This is a genomic window from Bacillus licheniformis DSM 13 = ATCC 14580 (assembly GCF_000011645.1).
GTDB classification, from domain to species: domain Bacteria; phylum Bacillota; class Bacilli; order Bacillales; family Bacillaceae; genus Bacillus; species Bacillus licheniformis.
In genome coordinates this window covers 4102580-4122341 of record NC_006270.3, presented here as the reverse complement: position 1 = coordinate 4122341, position 19762 = coordinate 4102580, and the positions used below count along the sequence as shown (strand labels likewise).

The following is a 19762-nucleotide window of genomic DNA, read 5'->3' as shown; positions in this document are numbered from 1 at the left end:
ATGCCAAAAATTTATACGACCCAAGCAAGATACATGCTTCACGGGGGAGACTACAATCCGGATCAGTGGCTTGACCGTCCGGATATTCTTGCAGATGACATCAAGCTGATGAAGCTTGCCCATACGAATACATTTTCAGTGGGGATTTTTTCATGGAGCGCCCTTGAGCCGGAGGAAGGCGTCTATACGTTTGAATGGCTGGATGATATTTTTGAGAGCATTCACCGGAACGGCGGCCGGATTATATTGGCGACACCGAGCGGCGCCCGTCCTGCTTGGCTGTCGCAAAAGTATCCGGAAGTGCTGCGCGTGAATGCTGAACGCGTCAAACAGCTGCACGGCGGAAGGCACAATCATTGCTTCACTTCATACGTATACCGTGAAAAAACGAAAGAGATCAACCGCATGCTGGCTGAAAGGTACGGCAGCCAGCATGCCCTTTTGATGTGGCATGTTTCCAACGAATACGGAGGAGAATGCCATTGTGATCAATGTCAGCACGCCTTCAGAGACTGGCTGAAAAAGAAGTACAACCATGATATTAAATCTTTGAATGACGCATGGTGGACGCCTTTTTGGAGCCACACCTTCAACGATTGGTCACAGATTGAATCGCCGTCTCCGATCGGGGAAAATGCGGTGCACGGCTTGAATTTAGACTGGCGACGCTTCGTCACTGACCAGACGATCTCTTTTTTTCAAAATGAAATCGTTCCGTTAAAGGAAATCACGCCGAATATTCCGATTACGACCAATTTTATGGCGGACACGCATGATTTAATTCCGTTTCAAGGGCTGGACTACAGCAAGTTTGCCAAGCACCTGGACGTGATCAGCTGGGACGCGTATCCCGCCTGGCACAACGATTGGGAAAGCACAGCAGATTTGGCCATGAAAGTCGGCTTTATCAATGATTTGTACCGCAGCCTGAAACAGCAGCCGTTTCTCTTAATGGAATCGACGCCAAGCGCTGTCAATTGGCACGATTTTAATAAAGCGAAACGGCCGGGCATGCACCTCCTGTCTTCTGTGCAGATGATCGCACACGGATCTGACAGCATCCTCTATTTTCAATGGCGGAAATCCCGCGGCTCATCGGAAAAATTTCATGGTGCGGTTGTCGGCCATGACAATTGTTCCGAGAACCGCGTGTTTAAAGAAGTGGCAAAAGTCGGGCAAACCCTTGAAGCGCTGTCTGAAGTCACCGGAACGATCCGGCCTGCGGATGTCGCGATTCTCTACGATTGGGAAAACCATTGGGCGCTCCAAGATGCACAAGGATTCGGGATGAAAACCAAGCGGTATCCCCAAACCCTGCACGAGCACTACCGCGCGTTTTGGGAGCGTGATATTCCAGTCGACGTGATTACGAAGGAACAGGATTTTTCATCGTACCGGCTGCTGATCGTTCCGATGCTTTACTTAGCAAGCGAAGAAACAATCGCGCGCTTAAAGGCATTTGCTGCCAACGGGGGCACATTGGTGATGACCTATATTAGCGGAATCGTCAACGAATCTGATCTGACCTATTTAGGCGGATGGCCAAAAGATCTGCAAGAGATGTTTGGCATGGAGCCTGTTGAAACCGATACACTCTATCCGGGCGATAAAAATGCGGTCCGTTATCAAAACCGGTCGTATGAGCTGAAAGATTACGCGACCGTGCTGAAGCTCAGTACGGCAGATCCCGAGGGATTCTATGAGGACGACTTTTATGCGGACACGACGGCTGTGACGAGCCATCCATACAAACAGGGGAAAACGTATTATATCGGTGCGCGTTTAAGCAGCCAATTTCATCGGGATTTTTATGGAACATTGATTAAAGAGCTAGCGATTCAACCGGCTCTTGACGTGAAACATCAGCCTGGCGTCTCCGTTCAAGTCAGACAGGATGAGGAAAATGACTATATTTTCATCATGAATTTCACGGAAAAACGTCAGCCCGTCGTGTTGGCGTCGGCAGTTAAAGATATGCTGACCGGAGAAACGCTGGCCGGCGAAGTCACATTGGAAAAATATGAGGCCAGAATAGCGGTAAAAGCAAAAGAATAGGCCTGGGAGGACATCCGCTTTAAGGTGGATGTTTCTCCGGGTGAATAATGAAAGCGTTTTCTTTTTGCTTGTGTGTCTATTATGAAAGGGGAGAAGCGAGATTGATGAAGAACGTGCTGGCTGTTTTTGTGGTGCTGATATTTGTTTTGGGCGCATTTGGAACAAGCGGTCCGGCGGAAGCCGCCAGAGATTCAGGGACGGCAAAAAGCGGCCTTTATGTTGAAAAGGTTTCAGGGCTTCGCAAGGATTTTATAAAAGGGGTTGATGTTTCGAGCATCATCGCTTTGGAAGAGAGCGGCGTCGCCTTTTACAATGAATCCGGAAAGAAACAGGATATATTCAAAACGCTGAAGGAAGCAGGCGTCAATTATGTCCGGGTGCGCATATGGAATGATCCCTATGATGCCAACGGCAACGGCTACGGAGGGGGCAATAATGATCTGGAAAAAGCGATTCAGATCGGAAAACGGGCCACTGCCAACGGAATGAAGCTGCTGGCGGATTTCCACTATTCCGATTTCTGGGCGGACCCGGCGAAACAGAAAGCGCCGAAAGCATGGGCGAACCTAAACTTTGAAGATAAAAAGACGGCGCTTTATCAATATACAAAACAAAGCCTTAAAGCGATGAAAGCAGCGGGCATCGACATCGGCATGGTGCAGGTCGGTAACGAAACAAACGGGGGCCTTGCCGGTGAAACGGATTGGGCGAAGATGAGCCAATTATTCAACGCCGGGAGTCAAGCGGTGCGAGAGACGGATTCGAATATCCTAGTCGCCTTGCATTTTACCAATCCGGAGACGTCAGGAAGGTACGCTTGGATTGCCGAGACGCTTCATCGGCATCATGTAGACTACGATGTGTTTGCAAGCTCGTATTATCCGTTTTGGCATGGCACGCTGAAGAATTTAACATCCGTCCTGACATCTGTCGCAGATACGTACGGCAAAAAAGTCATGGTTGCTGAGACATCTTATACGTATACGGCTGAAGACGGAGACGGACACGGAAATACAGCTCCGAAAAACGGCCAAACGCTGAATAATCCGGTCACCGTTCAAGGGCAGGCGAACGCGGTCCGTGATGTGATTCAAGCGGTCAGCGACGTAGGTGAAGCCGGAATCGGCGTTTTCTATTGGGAACCGGCATGGATTCCGGTAGGACCGGCTCACCGGCTCGAGAAAAATAAAGCGCTTTGGGAGACATACGGATCAGGCTGGGCTACAAGCTATGCTGCTGAATATGACCCGGAAGACGCAGGAAAGTGGTTTGGCGGCAGCGCCGTAGACAATCAGGCATTGTTTGATTTTAAAGGACGTCCATTGCCGTCGCTTCATGTGTTTCAATATGTTGATACGGGAACACCATTCAAAAATTGACTTGTGGCCGGTTTCTTAGATGAAGGCGACGCCGTTTGCCGGAAAGCGGCCTTGAATGTTTAAAGCAGAATGGAAAAAAGGCCGGATATCATCCAGCCTTTTTTCGTGAAAGGACAGTCAGAAAGAGTTGTTAAAATGTTCTCAAGAGATAAAATCCGCTTAACCAGCGGTTACCGTTTGAAATGCATCTTCTACAGATACATATTCATATCCAAGGTCGCGCGCGACGGCCTTGTAGGTGATGCTTCCGTTTGCAACGTTGACGCCGAGAGCGAGCGCCTGATTTTCGGCGACTGCTTGTTCAACGCCTTTATTTGCGATTTGCAAGGCGTAAGGCATGGTGACGTTTGTTAAGCCGATCGTTGATGTACGGGGAACGGCTCCCGGCATATTGGCGACGGCATAGTGGACAACGCCGTGCTTCGTGTAAGTCGGATCGTCATGCGTAGTGATTTTATCAACCGTTTCGATAATGCCGCCCTGGTCAATCGCCACGTCTACAACAACTGAACCTGGCGACATCGACTTGATCATCTCTTCTGTGACAAGCTTCGGCGCTTTTGCACCAGGAATTAAGACGGCGCCGATGACAAGGTCTGAGTCTTTTACGGCTTCCGCAATGTTGAGCGGATTGGACATAAGCGTTTGAATGTCTTTGCCGAACTGGTCATCGAGCTGACGGAGGCGCTCAGCGCTCAAGTCGATCAAAGTGACGTCAGCGCCAAGTCCGACAGCGATTTTGGCAGCGTTCGTACCAACCACTCCGCCGCCGATGATCGTGACTTTGCCGCGTTTTACACCGGGTACGCCCGATAACAGGATGCCTTTGCCGCCTTTTGATTTCTCAAGAAATTGCGCGCCGATCTGCGAAGCCATGCGTCCGGCGACTTCACTCATTGGAGTCAAGAGCGGAAGCGTCCGGTTCACTTCGACCGTTTCGTAAGCGATGGCTGTGACGCCGCTGTCCACAAGCGCTTTCGCAAGCTTAGGTTCAGCCGCTAAGTGCAGATAAGTAAATAAAACAAGTCCTTTTCGGAAATAGCCGTATTCAGAGCTGATCGGCTCTTTCACTTTCATGACCATATCCGCTTTTCCCCACACATCTTTCGCTTCAGCCAAAATGTCCGCCCCGGCTGCTTTGTAGTCGGCGTCCTCGAATCCGCTTCCAAGCCCGGCTCCCTGTTCAATTAAAACTTGATGACCGCTTTTTTTTAGCGCGACTACTCCGGCCGGAGTAATGGCTACACGGTTCTCGTTGTTTTTAATTTCTTTAGGAATTCCAATGATCATGATGTCGTCCCCCTCAAATGAAATATGATTCTACCGCTAGTATAAATCTCTGAATCGGGAAGAGCATCGTGTGTAAAATTAAAAATGTAAGCGCTTTTTTGTGAAATTTAACAAATTGGTGAACGTTGAATAAGGTGAAAGGCTTGAGGAGATAAGTTATCTATTAAAATTTTTTTCTTTAAAAAATAGCTTTGTTAAAAAAACAAATGTAAGCGATTACATTTTGTGTCGTTTCACAAACATAACCATTTTCCATTGTGATAGAATATCTCATGCAGCTATGAAAGCGTTATCTTTGTCAGGAGTGAGTCATATGGATATCTTAGAAATACTAGGCAAGATTAATAAGGTACTATGGGGGCCGCCCAGTTTAATTTTATTATTTGGGACAGGCTTATTTTTAACGATTGTTTTAAAAGGACTGCAATTTCGCCGCCTGATCTATGCGTTTAAGATCGGGTTTGGCAAAGAAGACAGCAAAGACGCGGCTGCCGAAGGGGATGTGAGCCATTTTAAGGCTTTGATGACAGCGCTCGCCGCTACGATCGGAAACGGAAATATCGCAGGTGTCGCGACGGCATTGACACTCGGCGGACCGGGTTCGATCTTTTGGATGTGGGTTGTCGGGCTGTTGGGGATGGCAACGAAATACGCGGAAGCCTTGCTGGCTGTTAAATTCCGCGTAAAAAATGAAAAAGGGGAATATTCAAGCGGGCCGATGTATTATATCGAACACGGACTCGGCCGCAAATTTAAAGGACTCGCCATCGCCTTTGCGCTGTTTGGAGCTTTTGCCGCTTTGGGGATAGGCAACAGTGTCCAATCCAATACGATCGCTGATATTACGAAGAACAGCTTCGGCATCGAAAACTGGGTGACAGGGCTGATTCTCGTCATTCTCGTCAGCGTCATTATCTTCGGCGGCATCCAGCGGATCAGCACCGTTGCCAGCTTCTTTGTGCCGATCATGGCTTTTCTTTACATGGGCGGGGCGATCTTGATTCTGATTTTGAATTATGACAAGATTATTCCGGCTTTTGCGCTGATTTTTTATTATGCTTTCCACCCTGTAGCGGCAGCCGGCGGCTTCCTTGGAATTGCCGTATCTGAAGCGGTTCGGAACGGGGTATCCCGCGGTATTTTCTCAAACGAAGCAGGCCTTGGGACGGCGGCGCTAATCGCCGGAAATGCGCGCGCAGACCATCCGGTAAAACAGGCGCTCGTCGCAATGACCGGGACATTTATCGTGACGATCGTGGTGTGTACAATGACCGGTTTAACCCTTATCATTACCGGTTTCTGGGACCCGTCCGGCGGCTTGATATCAGGCGTGGCCCATAATGCCAGCCTGGAAGGCGGGGCATTGACAAGCGCAGCTTTTGCTTCAGTACTCGGCGCGGCAGGCGAATACATTGTGTCTCTGTCGGTCATTTTCTTTGGCTTCTCTACAATTGTCGGCTGGTATGTTTACGGAGAAAAGTGCTTCGAATATTTGGCAGGCGCCAAAGGAATTGCGGGCTACAGGCTGGTCTACATCCTCGCCTGCGGCATCGGGACGGTTGCCAACCTCGTCACCGTCTGGGCGTTTGCCGATATGGCGAATGCGCTGATGATGATTCCAAACCTGATCGCCATCCTGCTGCTTTGGAAAGTCATCAAAGCAGAGACAAATGATTATTTTCACCACTTCTATGAACATACCAAATCGGCGGGCCCGCCAAGTAAACCAATTCATTAAAAGCTCTGCCTTCCCGGCAGAGCTTTTTCTTCGGCTTATATTCTGCACCTTCTCAAATTTTGACGAAATATGTCGATACTATGGAGGGAAGAAGATGTTTGATTTGAAAACTGTTTTTCATCATTGATGACATAAAGGAGAAAGGATCACCATAATGAAAGTGAAAACAAAACTGCTGGGAATCATATCAATTCTAGTCGTTTCAATCCTCGGAATCGGAATCTCCTCTGTTTTTATGATTTCTTCTACGGTGAAAAAGAATGAAGAACTTAAGGACAAGATGGAATTTCAAAAAGAGATTAAGCATATTCAATACCGTCTGACCGGCTTGTCGAATGACGAGAGAGCCCTTATTATGACCGGAGACGATGAATACAGTGAAGGAATGAAGGACAAGGCCGACGATGTTTTAAAGAGTCTTGACCGGGCCGGAAAACTGATCCGGGAAAAATCATACAAAGCGAACGTCGAAGAAATTAAAGAAAACTTCAAGGCTTATTGGGATTTAAATCAACAAGTCATGCAGACTTACGCTTCAAGCCTTAAAAAAGCGGAATCGATCCATTTCGGAGAGGAAAGAACATTAAGAAAAGATGTCCTCGATCCGTCTGTCAATCAGCTGGTCGAAAGCCTGGAACAAGAGGTGGATGATCTGAAAGCAGAGATCAGAGCCAATGGGACGATGAGCGAATGGGTCATCATCGCTGTCACAGGAGTATCAGCGATATTGGGAATTGTTTTGAGTCTGCTGCTCTTGAAGTCTATTCTGGTACCGTTGAGAAGCCTGAATCAGCAGCTTGAGGACATCGCCCACGGCGAGGCGGATTTAACGAAAAAAGTGATCGTCAAAAATAAAGACGAGTTCGGCCAGCTTGCCAATTCTTTCAATGCTTTTGTCCAGTCGCTGACGCAAATTGTGAAGCAGATCAGCAGCTCGTCTGAGCAAGTCGCCGCATCCTCTGAACAGTTGTCCGCAAGCGCGGAGGAATCGAAATCGACTTCCGAACTGATTTCCGAAGAGATGCAGGCGATCGCCGACAGCAACATGACGCAAAGCGAAATGACAGAAAAGAGTTCAGAAGCAATTCATGAATTGCTGGACCGTTTATCATCCGTTGCCTCCAATACAGGCAGCATAGCGGATCTGTCGTCTTCGATGAGAGACAAAGCCGAAATCGGCTCCGAGTCCGTTCATAAAATGCTCGAACAAATGAACTTCATTGATAAGTCAGTCGACTCGGCCGGCAGCGGCCTGCAGGCGCTCGTGTCCAGCACGGCGGAAATCAGCAACATTTCTTCGCTCATCACCGATATTTCGGAGCAGACGAATTTGCTGGCGCTGAACGCGGCAATTGAAGCAGCAAGAGCGGGAGAGCAAGGAAAAGGGTTTGCCGTCGTGGCGGAAGAGGTCCGGAAATTGGCGGACGAAACGAATAAGTCAGCGAGCCACATTCAATCATTGGTCACAACGATCCAAAATGAATCGGTAGAAACGGTAAATAATATTAAAGTCGTTCAAGAAAATGTCAGCTCCGGTATAGCTTTGTCGCAGGAGACGACCGGTAATTTCAACGAAATTTTAAACTTGGTGGAACAGGTTGCTTCTCAAATCCAAGAAGTCGCGGCTTCTACTCAGCAGCTGACATCAGGTGTCGAAATGGTTCAAAACACCATTCAAACATTGGCTTCCGGATCACAGGAAACGTCAGCCAGCACAAAAGCGGTTGCTTCCTCAACCCAGGAGCAGCTGGCTTCAATGGAAGAAATCTCATATGCAGCGGAATCGCTGTCCCAATTGGCTGAAGAACTTCAAACCATTATCAATCGATTTAAATATTAAGCAGAAAACCCCATCCGGCGATGGGGTTTTAATTGGTTTTCATGGCAGCCAAAGCGCCCTCGGGGATTTCTTCTTCGTGTACTTCAGTCAAGCTTTTGGCTTTCGTTCCGTACGCCAATACTTTGATGAAAGCGCCGGGATGCAGTTTTTCGTCTGCCTCTGCCTCAATCTGCTGTTTGTGTCCGCTCGCGTCATAGCCGGTTAATGTGTAGTTGTACTTTCCGTTATCCGGCTTTTCTGCATGATCCTCAGCTTTGAGATAATAAGCCTCAGGCTTTCCCTGGCCTTGTATATAATCATCGGCCAGCGGCACAAGGCCTCCTGTCGCTTTCTGCAGGATAAAAACGCCGGCAACGGCGATCAGAACCGCGGCAATCAGGCCGCCCGCCCGTGTCTTCATATACCGTCTCCTCTTTCATTCAGTTTTGTGGATGGTATTATTTTATAAAAAAGCGCAGAGAGAAGATATTGATTCCTATTACAATACACTTACATGATTGTAAGGTAGGATGGATCGCGGCAGTTTTTGTTTATCAGACCGCTTCGTGTCATAATATATCCAAACCAAAAGGAGAGACCGAGATGCAAAAAGTGATGATTGTAGAAGACGACCCGAAAATTGCAGATTTGTTAAAATCGCATATTGTCAAATACGGATACAACGTTCATGTAGTGAAAGACTTTGACCGTGTCATGGATGAGTTCAGAAGCACGGCGCCTGATCTTGTTCTGCTTGATATTAACCTGCCGAGCTTTGACGGCTACTACTGGTGCCGGCAAATCCGCCAGGAATCGATTTGCCCCGTCTTGTTTATTTCTGCGCGGACAGGTGAAATGGATCAGGTGATGGCATTGGAAAACGGCGGAGATGACTTTATCACCAAGCCGTTTCACGCCGAGATCGTCATGGCAAAAATACGCAGCCAGCTTCGCAGGGCTTACGGCGAATACGCGGCGAAGGCGGAGGAACGGCTGCTGGAAAAAGAAGGGCTGCGGCTGTATCCGGAAAGACTTGAACTGACATTTGCCGGTCAAACGGCTGCTTTGACGAAAAAAGAAGCGGATATTATTGAAAGCTTAATGGAACGCCATCCGAGAATTTCAGGCCGCGAAGATTTGCTGGCCAAGCTGTGGGATGATCAGGCATATGTGGATGAAAACACGCTTAATGTCAACATTACGCGCGTCAGAAAAAAATTTCAGGAGCTCGGTATTGAAGATGCAGTGGAAACAGTGCGGGGCGCGGGCTATCGCTTGAATGTATCCTGGGTGAAGGCGGGAGAGGAATGAAGCTTTTTTTCAAAGAGCACTATTTGTTGATTGCCGTGCAGGCGCTGCAGTTTATCACAATGCTGTCAGTGTACTGGCTTGATGGGTATCAGCACATCAGACCGGCTTTTTATGCCGTTTTTCTCGGCTTTTTCTTTCTTGGCTTCTATCTTTTCTACCATTACTATACGCGCCGGAAGTTCTACAAACGGATGACGAGCGGGCTGGAGTCATTGGATGACACCTTCAGGCAATCGAATCAGCCCCAATCCCCTTTGTCGGAAGCGCTTGAACAGCTGCTGAAAAGCCAGTACAAGCAATACCGCCAAGAATTAAAGAAGCTGGAGCTTGGCCAAAAAGAGCATTTGACTTTCATGGATCAATGGGTGCACCAAATGAAGACGCCGTTGTCGGTCATCGAACTGACGGCTCAAAATTTGGATGAACCGGAATCATCCAGCATCCGCGAGGAGACCGAGCGGATGAAAACGGGCCTCAATACGATTCTCTATATGGCCAGACTGCGGACGATCGAACAGGATTTCCGTATAAAACCGGTCGCATTGGCGGATATCGTTCACGAGGTCAATCGCGAAAATAAGCGCTTTTACATTCGCAGTCAAGTTTATCCTAAGTTCAAAGAAATCAAAAAAGGCATCACCGTCGAAACAGATGAAAAGTGGCTGTTTTTCATCATTTCCCAGTTTGTCAACAATGCGGTCAAATATTCGGCGGGGAAAAGCAATACAGTCATTATTTCTGTATACGAAAATGATTCGGAAGCGGTATTGGAAGTGGCAGATTTCGGCGCCGGCATCCCGGATACAGATCAAAAGCGGGTTTTCGACCCGTTTTTCACAGGAGAAAACGGACGCCGTTTCAGAGAATCGACCGGAATGGGTCTTTACTTGGCAAAATCGGCGGCTGACCAGCTCGGCCACCGGATCGAACTTGATTCACAAGAAGGGAAAGGCACGACAATTCGGCTGATTTTCACGGCTACGCAAAACCTTACATCGATGTAATGAAAGTGAAAGAAGAATCGATAGTTCATCAACAAGAGATTTAGGTAAACTGGTCACAGATCGAAAGTTAAAGGTGAAAGGAGATCTTGTGATGCTTCAGGTCAAACAAGCCAGTAAGATTTACGAAGGAAAAATTGCGTACCGCGCGTTAACAGATATTAACCTAACAATTGATAAAGGTGAATTCGTCGGGATCATGGGGCCGTCGGGAAGCGGAAAAACGACCCTATTAAATATGATTGCAACGATCGATGAGCCGACGACGGGCGAAATATTGATCAGCGGCCAAAACCCGCATGTTCTCAAAAAAGAAAAATTGGCTAAATTTCGCCGCAGAGAGCTGGGATTTGTGTTTCAGGACTTTAATCTTCTGCCGACATTAACCGTTGAAGAAAATATCGTACTTCCTTTGACGCTTGACGGCGAAAAGGTCAAGGAAATGAAGCGGAGGGCAAACGAATTGGCCGAAAAGCTCGGGATTACCCAGATCATGAAAAAGCGCACATATGAGATATCGGGCGGTCAGGCCCAGCGCGCCGCTGTAGCAAGAGCGATGATTCATTCGCCGAAGCTTCTGCTTGCCGATGAGCCGACAGGCAACCTTGATTCAAAGTCATCCAAAGATGTGATGGAAATGCTTGAGTCGATCAACCGCAATGAAAAAGCGACCATGATGCTTGTCACGCATGACCCTCAGGCGGCAAGCTATTGCAACCGGGTCGTCTTTATTAAGGACGGAAAGCTGTATTCGGAGATCAACCGCGGCGATAACCGCCAAGCGTTTTTCCAAAAGATTCTCGATACACTGTCCTTGTTGGGAGGGGATGCAAATGACCTTTCGTCAGTTCGCGTTTAACAATGTCATTCGCAACAAAAGGCTGTATGCCGCTTATTTTCTCAGCAGCATGTTTACGGTGATGGTTTTTTTCGCATTTGCGATTTTTGCTTTCCACCCGGTGATGACCAGTGATTCTTTGACTTCCGGCATCGGGCAGCATGCATCCTTTGGCCTGCTGGTCGCCGGCGGCATTATTTTTGTCTTCTCTTTTTTCTTTGTGCTGTACTCGATGAGTTCATTTCTTCAATCGAGAAAAAAGGAATTCGGCGTTTTAATGATTCAAGGGATGTCGATGCGCCAAATTCGCATGATGGTATTTCTTGAAAATATGCTGATTGGATTTTTTGCGACAATCGGCGGGATTGTGCTCGGGCTCGTCTTCGCCAAATTGATACTGCTCACTGCGGAAAATGTCCTGATTATTGATAACAAGCTCGATTTTTACTTCCCGTTGATGGCGATGATTGTGACGTTTATTTCTTTTAACGGTCTGTTCTTATTTATCTCTTTTCTTGTGTCGTTTGTGCTCAGGAGCGAGAAGCTGATTGTTCTGTTAAAAGGGAACAAAATCTCCAAAGGGGAGCCGAAAGCATCTGCCTTGCTTACGCTGGTTGCTGCTGTGCTGCTTGCCGGAGGCTATTACACCGCTTTGATTGTCAAAGAAGGAGGCGTTCTTGTGGCGATGGTGCCGGTGACGATTGTTGTCATTATCGGCACATATCTGCTGTTTACGCAGCTGAGTGTTTATGTGATCCGCAGGCTCAAAAAACGGGAAACCCTGTTTTGGCGGAAAACGAATATGATTTTGTTTTCTGATCTGTCTTACAGGATGAAAGACAATTCGCGGACGTTTTTTATGGTGGCCATTATCTCTACTGTCGCATTCAGCGCCATTGGGACGCTGTACGGTTTCCAAACTCTGGTGACAAACGGAATTAAAGAGATGAACCCGCATACGTTCTCATATAAGCCGCCGGAAACAAACAAACACATCGAAAAAGACGTGGCTTTCATCAATGACACACTGGATGAAAGAAATATCAAAACAGACAAAGCTTCAGCTGTCCTTCAATATTTCGATGTCGGCGGCAATGACATGCTGATTGTGAAAGAATCTGACTATAACAAGTTTGCCGATCTCGTCGGAGCCGACCACGTCAAGCTTGAAGACGGAAAAGCGGCGGCTGCCGAGTATGAGGTCAAGATCGGCTTAGAGGGAGATGATGACCAGCAGCTCCCTTCGTCAATCCCTTTTGCAAATGGAAAACAACTGAAGGCTGATCAAACGATCCGTTCAAAAGCGTTATCTGAACCCAGCTATTATATTGTGACAGACAAAGATTTCGCACAGCTGAAAAAACCGAAAAGCGAAAACCGGTTCTATGCATGGCAGGCAAAAGAAGCTGACGGCATGGCTTTAGTGAAAGCCGGGGAGGCTTTGCAAAAGAAACTGGATTACATGTATTTCGGGGCTGTAGATTATGAGGTATATAATATAAGCAAAGGGTATGGCCCGATATTATTTGTCGGACTGTTTATCGGAATCGTCTTCTTCGTTTCAGCAGGAAGCTTCCTCTATTTCCGGTTGTACACTGATTTGGACGATGATAAGCAGAAATTCAAATCGATTGCCAAAATGGGCTTAACAGACCGCGAACTGCATAAAGTGCTGAACAGGCAGATCGGCATCTTGTTCTTCGCGCCTATCGCTGTTGCCCTTGTCCATGGAGCTGTGGCGCTGACCGCTTTATCGCATGCCTTTCAGTACAACCTCTTCAAGGAATCTGCAATGGTGCTCGGCGTGTTCTTCGCCATCCAGGTCATATATTACTTCATCGTCCGCTTCTACTATACAAAACAGATAAAAGCGGCGATTTAAAAAAGATTAGACTACGTGTCTAATCTTTTTTTTATACTTGCAGCCGGCAAATTTGGGATAAACATACCTATGTATTTTGCCTCTTCCTTCATTTGGATGATTATGTTAATTTGATATTATTTCAAATTTGAAAGAGGAGTGATCGATTTGCAAGTAAAAGAAATTTTTGTCATTCGCTGCATCTCCTGTTTAAGCGTTGTTTTGCTTCATGCGATATCAATGGTGCTCATGGTGCGGGCGGACATGCTCGGAGATGCGGTTTTCCGGGTTGTTGAATCTTTCAGAACGCTCCTGATGTTCAGTACGCCGGCGTTTATTTTCATTTCCGAATTTTTGCTCGCGCATGCCTATCCTGGTGGTGTTCCGGAAGGGTTTTTAAAAAAGCGGTTTAAAACAATTTTCATCCCTTTTCTATTTATCGCTGTTTTGGATGCTTTTATGACCGCAGGTCTGATGATGCAGCAATTTCATGCATCGGTCATTATTAAAAAACTGTTGGCGAATATATTCTTGGGGAATTTCATCGGTTACTTCATTCTCGTCATTTTTCAATTTTACTTGCTGCACATGTGCTTCCATTCATTTTTGCAAAAGGCTTCGCCTAAATGGGTGCTTTCGATTTCTTTTGCGGTCACAGCGGCTTATTTGAGCTATTTCACGTTCATTCAACCTCCGGTCGTTCAGGAGGAGGCGCCGTTTCCTTTTTCGTGGGTGCCGTTTCCCGGCTGGCTCTTTTACTTTTGTTTGGCCTATTATTGCGGCAAGAATTACGAGCGCTTTTTGGCATTGCTGGAACGGTACAGGCATGCGGTGTATGCGGCGGCTGCTGTGACCGGATGTTTCATTGTAGCGGTTTCCTACTTCGGCCAAGACATCGCGGTGACGTCAAAGCGTCCGGATATCCTGCTTTATTCGACAAGCATCATTTTCTTATGCTTCCACCTGTTTTCAAAACTGAAGTCGGTACCGAAGCTGATTATGATGATCAGCAACTATTCTTTTTCTATTTATTTACTGCACGCTTTTATCCTGATTTTCGGGTTGGTCATCTTAACCGCCCTTGACAGCATCGGTACGGTATCGGCTGTTTTGCTTTTGTTTTTCATTTCTACAGGCGCTGCGGTTTTCATATCCTGGGCCGTCAATAAATTGAAGTACGGCTATATGTTTGTCGGAAAAATTTATGTGCCGAAAAAGAGGCGAATGGAGCAAAAAGTGCGCCATCATGCAGGTTAACGACATAACTTGATAGAGCGAAAAGCCAGAGCGAAAGATTGTATCGCCGGGGTTTTTCGCTTTTTTATATTCTCATAAAAATGTTCCGGTTTTGACACATCTCCTTTTAAATGGAAGGTGACTTATTGCCTATAATCATATTATGATAACGATTATCATTTTCAGAATACGGAGGCCTCAACGATGGTTTTAGCCGAATTAAAACAAAAAGAGAGAGCAAGAATCATAGATTTTTCAGACGTGAATGAACTTGTTCAGCGCAGACTCATACAGCTCGGAATGAAAGAAGATGATGAAATTTGCGTGAAGCGCAAATTGCCGTTTGGCGGTCCGTTCATGTTCGAGTCAGGCGGGCAGTGTCTCGGCATACGGCTTGGAGAAGCAAAAAAGATCAGGATTGAAAAGCTATGAACAGCCGGCAGATTGCCCTTTTCGGAAACCCGAATACGGGGAAGACGTCATTGTTTAATGCGCTGACAGGCTCCTATGAGTATGTCGGAAACTGGAGCGGGGTGACTGTTGAGAAAAAGGTGGGGCTGCTCCGTCATAAACAAGGAATGATAGTCGATCTCCCCGGTGTTTATACATTGAGTCCGCTGTCCCGCGATGAAGGGGTTGTCACAGACTTCCTGCTCAATGATTCATTTTCAGATATATTGAATATTGTCGATGCATCACAGTTAAAGCGGAACTTGCACTTAACCGTGCAGCTCCTGGAATTTGGGCATCCGCTTACGATCGGTTTAAATATGATCGATGTCGCAGGACAGCGCGGCGTCTTCATTGATCATCAAAAAATGTCTGATGCGCTAGGTGTTCCGGTAATTCCTGTGATTGCCCGCAGCGGCAAAGGATGTGATGAACTGAGCAGGCATTTGCTTTTTGAAAAGGAAAAGAGGGCGGAGCCGCTCGTCATCAATTACGGAAGCGCAGTGGAAGAAGCGATTGGCCGGATCGAATCGATCATACCCGAACTCCCCGGCGTTTTAAAGCGCTGGATGGCCCTTCAATATTTGGAAGGCAACTCGAAAATGAAAGAACAGCTGGAGGACGCGGCCGACAGCGAAAGATTAAAGGAAATTTACGAGGAGACCGAAAAACGCCTTCATCAGGAGCATTCCGTAAGATCGCTGCATCAGCATATTTACAATGAGAGATCGCGATGGATTGACCGCATCTTGTCAACTTCTGTGCAATATCAGTCAGAGCGAAAACTGACGCTGACTGAACGCGTGGATCAGATCGTAACGCATCAGGTGCTTGGCATCCCGATTTTTTTGTTGTTCATGTATCTCATGTTCATGCTGACGTTTGATTGGTTTGGCGTTCCATTGTCTGATGCACTGGACGGTTTCATCGGGGGACCGCTGACGGAATGGACGGCCTCGGCGCTGTCGGCAATGGGAGCCAGCCCGTTTATCGAGGCGCTTATTCTCGATGGGATTATTGCCGGTGTCGGCGGTGTGCTCGTGTTCGTCCCGCAGATCTTTATCCTGTTTTTCTTCATTTCGGTGCTTGAAGATTCAGGATATATGGCGCGTGTGGCCATGGTGATGGACCGCCTGATGGAGGCGATCGGTTTAAACGGCAAAGCCTTTATTCCGCTGATTATCGGCTTCGGCTGCAATGTTCCCGGCGTCATGGCTGCGCGGACTGTAGAGCAGCCTAAGGAAAGACTCTTGACGATTATGCTGACGCCATTTATGTCCTGTTCGGCAAGGCTGCCGGTTTATGCTCTGTTTGCAGGGGCTTTTTTCGCGGCCCACCAGGCTTTCGTCGTCCTTTCCTTGTATGTGCTGGGCATCGCCGCAGCGCTGGTGCTGGCGAAGTTTTTATCCTCATCCAAGCTCAAAGAAGAAAAGTCGTTCTTCGTGATTGAACTGCCGCCGTACCGTTTGCCTCAAGCGCGTACATTGTGGCGGGCAACATGGGAGAAGGGCAAAGGCTTCGTCCGCAAAGCCGGCACTTACATTTTTGGCGGGTCTGTCCTCATTTGGCTTCTGTCGTATACGGGACCCGGCGGAACGGACGTTGCGATGGATGACAGTTTTTTAGCGATGATCGGGGGAGTGCTCGCACCGCTATTGCTGCCGCTGGGATTCGGCACATGGCAGGCAGCGGCATCACTATTAACCGGTTTTCTCGCGAAGGAAGTTGTCGTTGCTTCGATGAGCATCATCTATTTTGTACCCGAAGCCCAGCTGCAAGGCATGATGGCTGAACAATTTACACCGTTGGCCGCTTACGGATTTATGGCTTTCGTGCTTTTATACGTACCATGCCTCGCGACAGTAGCGGTGATTAAAAAAGAAACAAACTCGAAAAAGTGGATGTTCTTGTCCATTGTTTACGGACTGGCCATTGCATATGCGATCGCGTTCCTGATTTATCAGGGCGGACGACTGCTTGGGTTATCATAGGAAGGATGTGACAGCATGCTGTTTAATATTACGATCGGAGCGCTTATCTTTAGTTATGCGGCATGGACGCTTATAAAATTTGTCAAACGAAGCCGGAAAGGAAAATGCGCCGCCTGTGAATTAAATCGCACCTGTCAATCGGCTTGTGATGATGTAAAAACGAAAAACAGCTGAGGGATCAGCTGTTTTTCATTTTTATATGTTCACCTCACTCATCAAAGCTAGGGTATTTCCTTCGGTATCTTCAAAGAAGGCCACCCAGGTTTCCGTTTGCTCGATTTTCGCCACCACATGCGGCTCTATTGGAAAAGAGACGCCTTTTGTTGCAATTTCATCATATACAGCCGGCAAATCTTCAACTTGAAAATAAATGACGGAGCCTGCATGAGCAAATTCGTCTTTTTCCGGAAGGCTGAGAAGAAGCCGCACTTCGCCGCACTCAAAGAAAGCCATGCGATCTGTCTGAAATAAAAGGGACAGGCCCAATACATCCTGATAAAATGCCGCAGCCCGCTCCAAGTCTTGAACCGGCACCCCGATTTGTCCAACCTTTTCAATTCCCATCATCATCTCTCCTTTTTTTGTTATTATTTTCATTTTCACACACTTGATTCCATATATTTTTTCGATGCATTTTTTGTTTCACGTGAAACAGGAGTGATGGGCTGAAGCAGCGGCATGCGTGTCAAATCATTGTTTTTATGGATGATTATTGTTAACATGGCTTCTGTTTCTTTTAATGGAAAACAATAGAAAGGAGGCGAACATAATGAATGAAAATAAAAAGGCTGAACAGGAGAGAAAAATTGGATTTGAAGGGTTTGTGCTCCTTCTTTCACTGATTTTTATTTCCATTTTTATCACGACAGCATACGAAATACCGAGCAATCTGTTGCTGATCATTCTATTTTTCATCGGCAGCGGCTACTATTCTATTAGGCTCGTGAGCAAAGGTCTGTTGAGAAAAAAGAGGGGACTCGGCTTTAAAGCTGCGTTTTCTGCCTTTGTCGTTTGGATGGCATTATCTTTTTTGTTTCATGACATTTCATATCCATTTAGTTTGAAAGGGTTATTATTTCAAATCATGATGTTTTTTCTTTTCTACATTCCTTTCTATTTGATCTTTCAATTTGCTTTTAGGTTTTCAAGCATTCAAGAAAGAAAACAATAAAAAAAGCTGGAAATTCCAGCTTTTTTACTTATTCTCCTTTTCGCGCTTCACCAGCATCTCCGTAATCAAATCAACCTGTTTGCTGACAGAGATCGGATCGTACGGATAGAACGTGTCAAAGTCGTTGATAAAGACACGGTTGTTTTTGACGGCGTCAAGGTTTTTCCAAATGGAAGACTGCTTCAGCTTGTCCAGCGTTTTGCTGTCGCCGTTCGGGTTATAGTCTGTCACGAACATGTAGTCTGCTGCATATTCAGGTACGACTTCCAAGGAAAGTTCTTTGATTTCGCCTTTTTTGAAGATGTCTTTTTGAATCTTTTCAGGCGCCTTTAAGCCGAGCGCGTTGTACACGGCTTGGCCTCCGCGGCCGCCGTTGTCATTGAACACCCAGAATTGGCCTTTTTCTGTGTTTTCATAAATACCGAAAGTAGCATTTTTGTCGACGACTTGAGCGATTTTTTTCCTCGCTGCTTTCGATTTCCGGTCGAAATCGGCAAGGAATTGTTCAGCTTCTTCTTTAGCTCCTGCAATGTCGCCGAACATCTTAACAGTTTCCTGAACATTTTTCGCCGTGTTATAAGGAATCACAACAGTCGGTGCGATTTTGGACAGTTTGTCGTAATTATCATCGTTCATCACGACAATTAAATCAGGCTTCAGCTTCATGACTTTTTCCACATTAATCGGGTCGCCTAAATCCGTTACATCTTTCATACGGTCCTTTAAAAATGGATTGGAGAAAGACCACGAGCCGGAGCCGACGACATTGGCGCCGACCGTGAACAGTTCACCGGCATAAAAGTCTGTCACGATGCGCTTTGGATGTGTTGGAATCTTCACGCTTCCACGCGTTGATTGATATGTTCTTGTCGTTTCTTCAGCCGCTTTTTCTTTGCTACCGTTTGACGCATTGCCGCTTCCGCAGGCGCTGACCACTATACACAACAGCATAACTAAACCGATTATCAATAAGTTCTTTTTCACTTGACCCTCCTGTTGATGTGAAACATATGACATTTCCTAAGTGATAATGATTCGCATTATCAATGTAAATATAGCAGATCAATCCCTCTCTCGTCTATCACTTTTTTTGCTAAGTATGATTAGTGTGGTTTTGGTTAATTTGTTACTATAAACAGAAAAAGGACTGATGAGAGATGGCAGAAACGAACCCGGTGATCAAAAAATTGCAGTTCAAGGATAATGGACAGCCTGTACTGATTGTGAATCCGCCTGAGGCATACAGCGGCGTCATCGCTGAATTTCAAGGCCCTGTTCATCATCACGCCGAATCGGACCAATATGATTTTGTTCAGGTATTCGCAGCGACCAACGCAAAGCTGCAGGCTTTAGCCAAGGAGGCTGAACGTCATTTGGCGGAAGACGGTCTGTTTTGGCTTTGCTACCCGAAAAAATCATCGAAAGTCTACAAAGGATCGGACTGCAGCCGCGATACAGTAGCCGGACTGCTTGCAGACCAGGGCTATGAACCGGTTCGCCAAATTGCAATTGATGAAGACTGGTCTGCGCTCAGATTTCGCAAGGCGGAAAACATCAAAACGATGAAGCGGAAATTTGCCGTAACAGAGAAAGGTAAGCAGCGTACAGATCAAGAATGATTA

At 46.8% G+C, this 19762-nt stretch carries 18 protein-coding genes; 14 read left to right on the top strand and 4 right to left on the bottom strand.

From position 1 onward, the window contains the following. The gene (locus TRNA_RS42545; RefSeq protein WP_003177882.1) at positions 1 to 2055 is read left to right on the top strand and encodes a beta-galactosidase; all 2055 of its coding nucleotides are present in this window, start codon (positions 1 to 3) and stop codon (positions 2053 to 2055) included. A 104-nt stretch (positions 2056 to 2159) separates the two neighbouring features. Continuing rightward, a complete protein-coding gene (locus tag TRNA_RS42540) occupies positions 2160 to 3434 on the top strand; it encodes an arabinogalactan endo-1,4-beta-galactosidase (protein ID WP_011201775.1) in 1275 nt (424 codons plus the stop codon). A 159-nt stretch (positions 3435 to 3593) separates the two neighbouring features. Here TRNA_RS42540 and ald read toward each other — a convergent pair whose 3' ends face one another. Next, positions 3594 to 4724 carry an alanine dehydrogenase gene (gene ald / locus TRNA_RS42535; protein WP_003177878.1) on the bottom strand — a complete coding sequence of 377 codons (1131 nt, stop codon included), beginning with the start codon at positions 4722 to 4724 and terminating at the stop codon, positions 3594 to 3596. Between the two features lie 313 nt (positions 4725 to 5037). On the opposite strand from ald, the gene TRNA_RS42530 reads away from it, so the two are divergent. Together TRNA_RS42530 and TRNA_RS42525 are read left to right on the top strand one after the other, a co-directional pair. Further along, the gene (locus TRNA_RS42530; RefSeq protein WP_003177876.1) at positions 5038 to 6462 is read left to right on the top strand and encodes an alanine/glycine:cation symporter family protein; all 1425 of its coding nucleotides are present in this window, start codon (positions 5038 to 5040) and stop codon (positions 6460 to 6462) included. Between the two features lie 154 nt (positions 6463 to 6616). Continuing rightward, positions 6617 to 8302, top strand: coding sequence for a methyl-accepting chemotaxis protein (locus TRNA_RS42525; protein ID WP_003177874.1), 1686 nt, complete (start codon positions 6617 to 6619; stop codon positions 8300 to 8302). A gap of 28 nt (positions 8303 to 8330) precedes the next feature. On the opposite strand, the gene TRNA_RS42520 is transcribed toward TRNA_RS42525, so the two are convergent. Beyond that, positions 8331 to 8702, bottom strand: coding sequence for a YxeA family protein (locus TRNA_RS42520; protein WP_003177872.1), 372 nt, complete (start codon positions 8700 to 8702; stop codon positions 8331 to 8333). Between the two features lie 182 nt (positions 8703 to 8884). Here TRNA_RS42520 and TRNA_RS42515 point away from each other — a divergent pair, with 182 nt between their 5' ends. The 8 genes from TRNA_RS42515 (at position 8885) to TRNA_RS42480 (ending at position 17143) form a co-directional block, all read left to right on the top strand. Then, complete coding sequence (locus tag TRNA_RS42515; protein ID WP_003177869.1) at positions 8885 to 9592, top strand: response regulator transcription factor; 708 nt, start codon at positions 8885 to 8887, stop codon at positions 9590 to 9592. After that, positions 9589 to 10596, top strand: a complete 1008-nt coding sequence (locus TRNA_RS42510; protein WP_003177867.1) for a sensor histidine kinase — start codon at positions 9589 to 9591, stop codon at positions 10594 to 10596. Before TRNA_RS42515 ends, TRNA_RS42510 begins: the two co-directional genes overlap by 4 nt. A 91-nt stretch (positions 10597 to 10687) precedes the next feature. Next, a complete protein-coding gene (locus TRNA_RS42505; protein WP_003177865.1) occupies positions 10688 to 11452 on the top strand; it encodes an ABC transporter ATP-binding protein in 765 nt (254 codons plus the stop codon). Next, a complete protein-coding gene (locus TRNA_RS42500; RefSeq protein WP_011198462.1) occupies positions 11427 to 13313 on the top strand; it encodes an FtsX-like permease family protein in 1887 nt (628 codons plus the stop codon). The genes TRNA_RS42505 and TRNA_RS42500 overlap by 26 nt, the downstream gene beginning before the upstream one ends. A 147-nt stretch (positions 13314 to 13460) precedes the next feature. Then, positions 13461 to 14549 (top strand): acyltransferase family protein, encoded by a 1089-nt coding sequence (locus TRNA_RS42495; protein ID WP_003177863.1) that lies wholly within the window; start codon positions 13461 to 13463, stop codon positions 14547 to 14549. Between the two features lie 183 nt (positions 14550 to 14732). Continuing rightward, positions 14733 to 14960 (top strand): FeoA family protein, encoded by a 228-nt coding sequence (locus TRNA_RS42490; RefSeq protein WP_003177860.1) that lies wholly within the window; start codon positions 14733 to 14735, stop codon positions 14958 to 14960. Beyond that, the gene (gene feoB, locus TRNA_RS42485; RefSeq protein WP_009329987.1) at positions 14957 to 16969 is read left to right on the top strand and encodes a ferrous iron transport protein B; all 2013 of its coding nucleotides are present in this window, start codon (positions 14957 to 14959) and stop codon (positions 16967 to 16969) included. Before TRNA_RS42490 ends, feoB begins: the two co-directional genes overlap by 4 nt. Before the next feature lie 15 nt (positions 16970 to 16984). Beyond that, positions 16985 to 17143 carry a FeoB-associated Cys-rich membrane protein gene (locus TRNA_RS42480; RefSeq protein ID WP_003177856.1) on the top strand — a complete coding sequence of 53 codons (159 nt, stop codon included), beginning with the start codon at positions 16985 to 16987 and terminating at the stop codon, positions 17141 to 17143. Between the two features lie 21 nt (positions 17144 to 17164). On the opposite strand, the gene TRNA_RS42475 is transcribed toward TRNA_RS42480, so the two are convergent. Then, positions 17165 to 17533: a VOC family protein gene (locus TRNA_RS42475; protein ID WP_003177854.1), complete on the bottom strand. Its 369-nt coding sequence runs from the start codon at positions 17531 to 17533 to the stop codon at positions 17165 to 17167. A gap of 205 nt (positions 17534 to 17738) precedes the next feature. On the opposite strand from TRNA_RS42475, the gene TRNA_RS42470 reads away from it, so the two are divergent. Continuing rightward, on the top strand, positions 17739 to 18140 hold the full coding sequence (locus tag TRNA_RS42470; protein ID WP_003177850.1) for a hypothetical protein: 402 nt from the start codon (positions 17739 to 17741) through the stop codon (positions 18138 to 18140). Positions 18141 to 18164: 24 nt separating this feature from the next. Here the strand turns inward: TRNA_RS42470 and TRNA_RS42465 are convergent, their stop codons facing one another. Further along, the gene (locus TRNA_RS42465; RefSeq protein WP_003177847.1) at positions 18165 to 19124 is read right to left on the bottom strand and encodes an iron-hydroxamate ABC transporter substrate-binding protein; all 960 of its coding nucleotides are present in this window, start codon (positions 19122 to 19124) and stop codon (positions 18165 to 18167) included. Positions 19125 to 19297: 173 nt separating this feature from the next. On the opposite strand from TRNA_RS42465, the gene TRNA_RS42460 reads away from it, so the two are divergent. Then, positions 19298 to 19759, top strand: a complete 462-nt coding sequence (locus TRNA_RS42460) for a hypothetical protein (protein WP_003177845.1) — start codon at positions 19298 to 19300, stop codon at positions 19757 to 19759. Positions 19760 to 19762 lie beyond the last annotated feature (3 nt).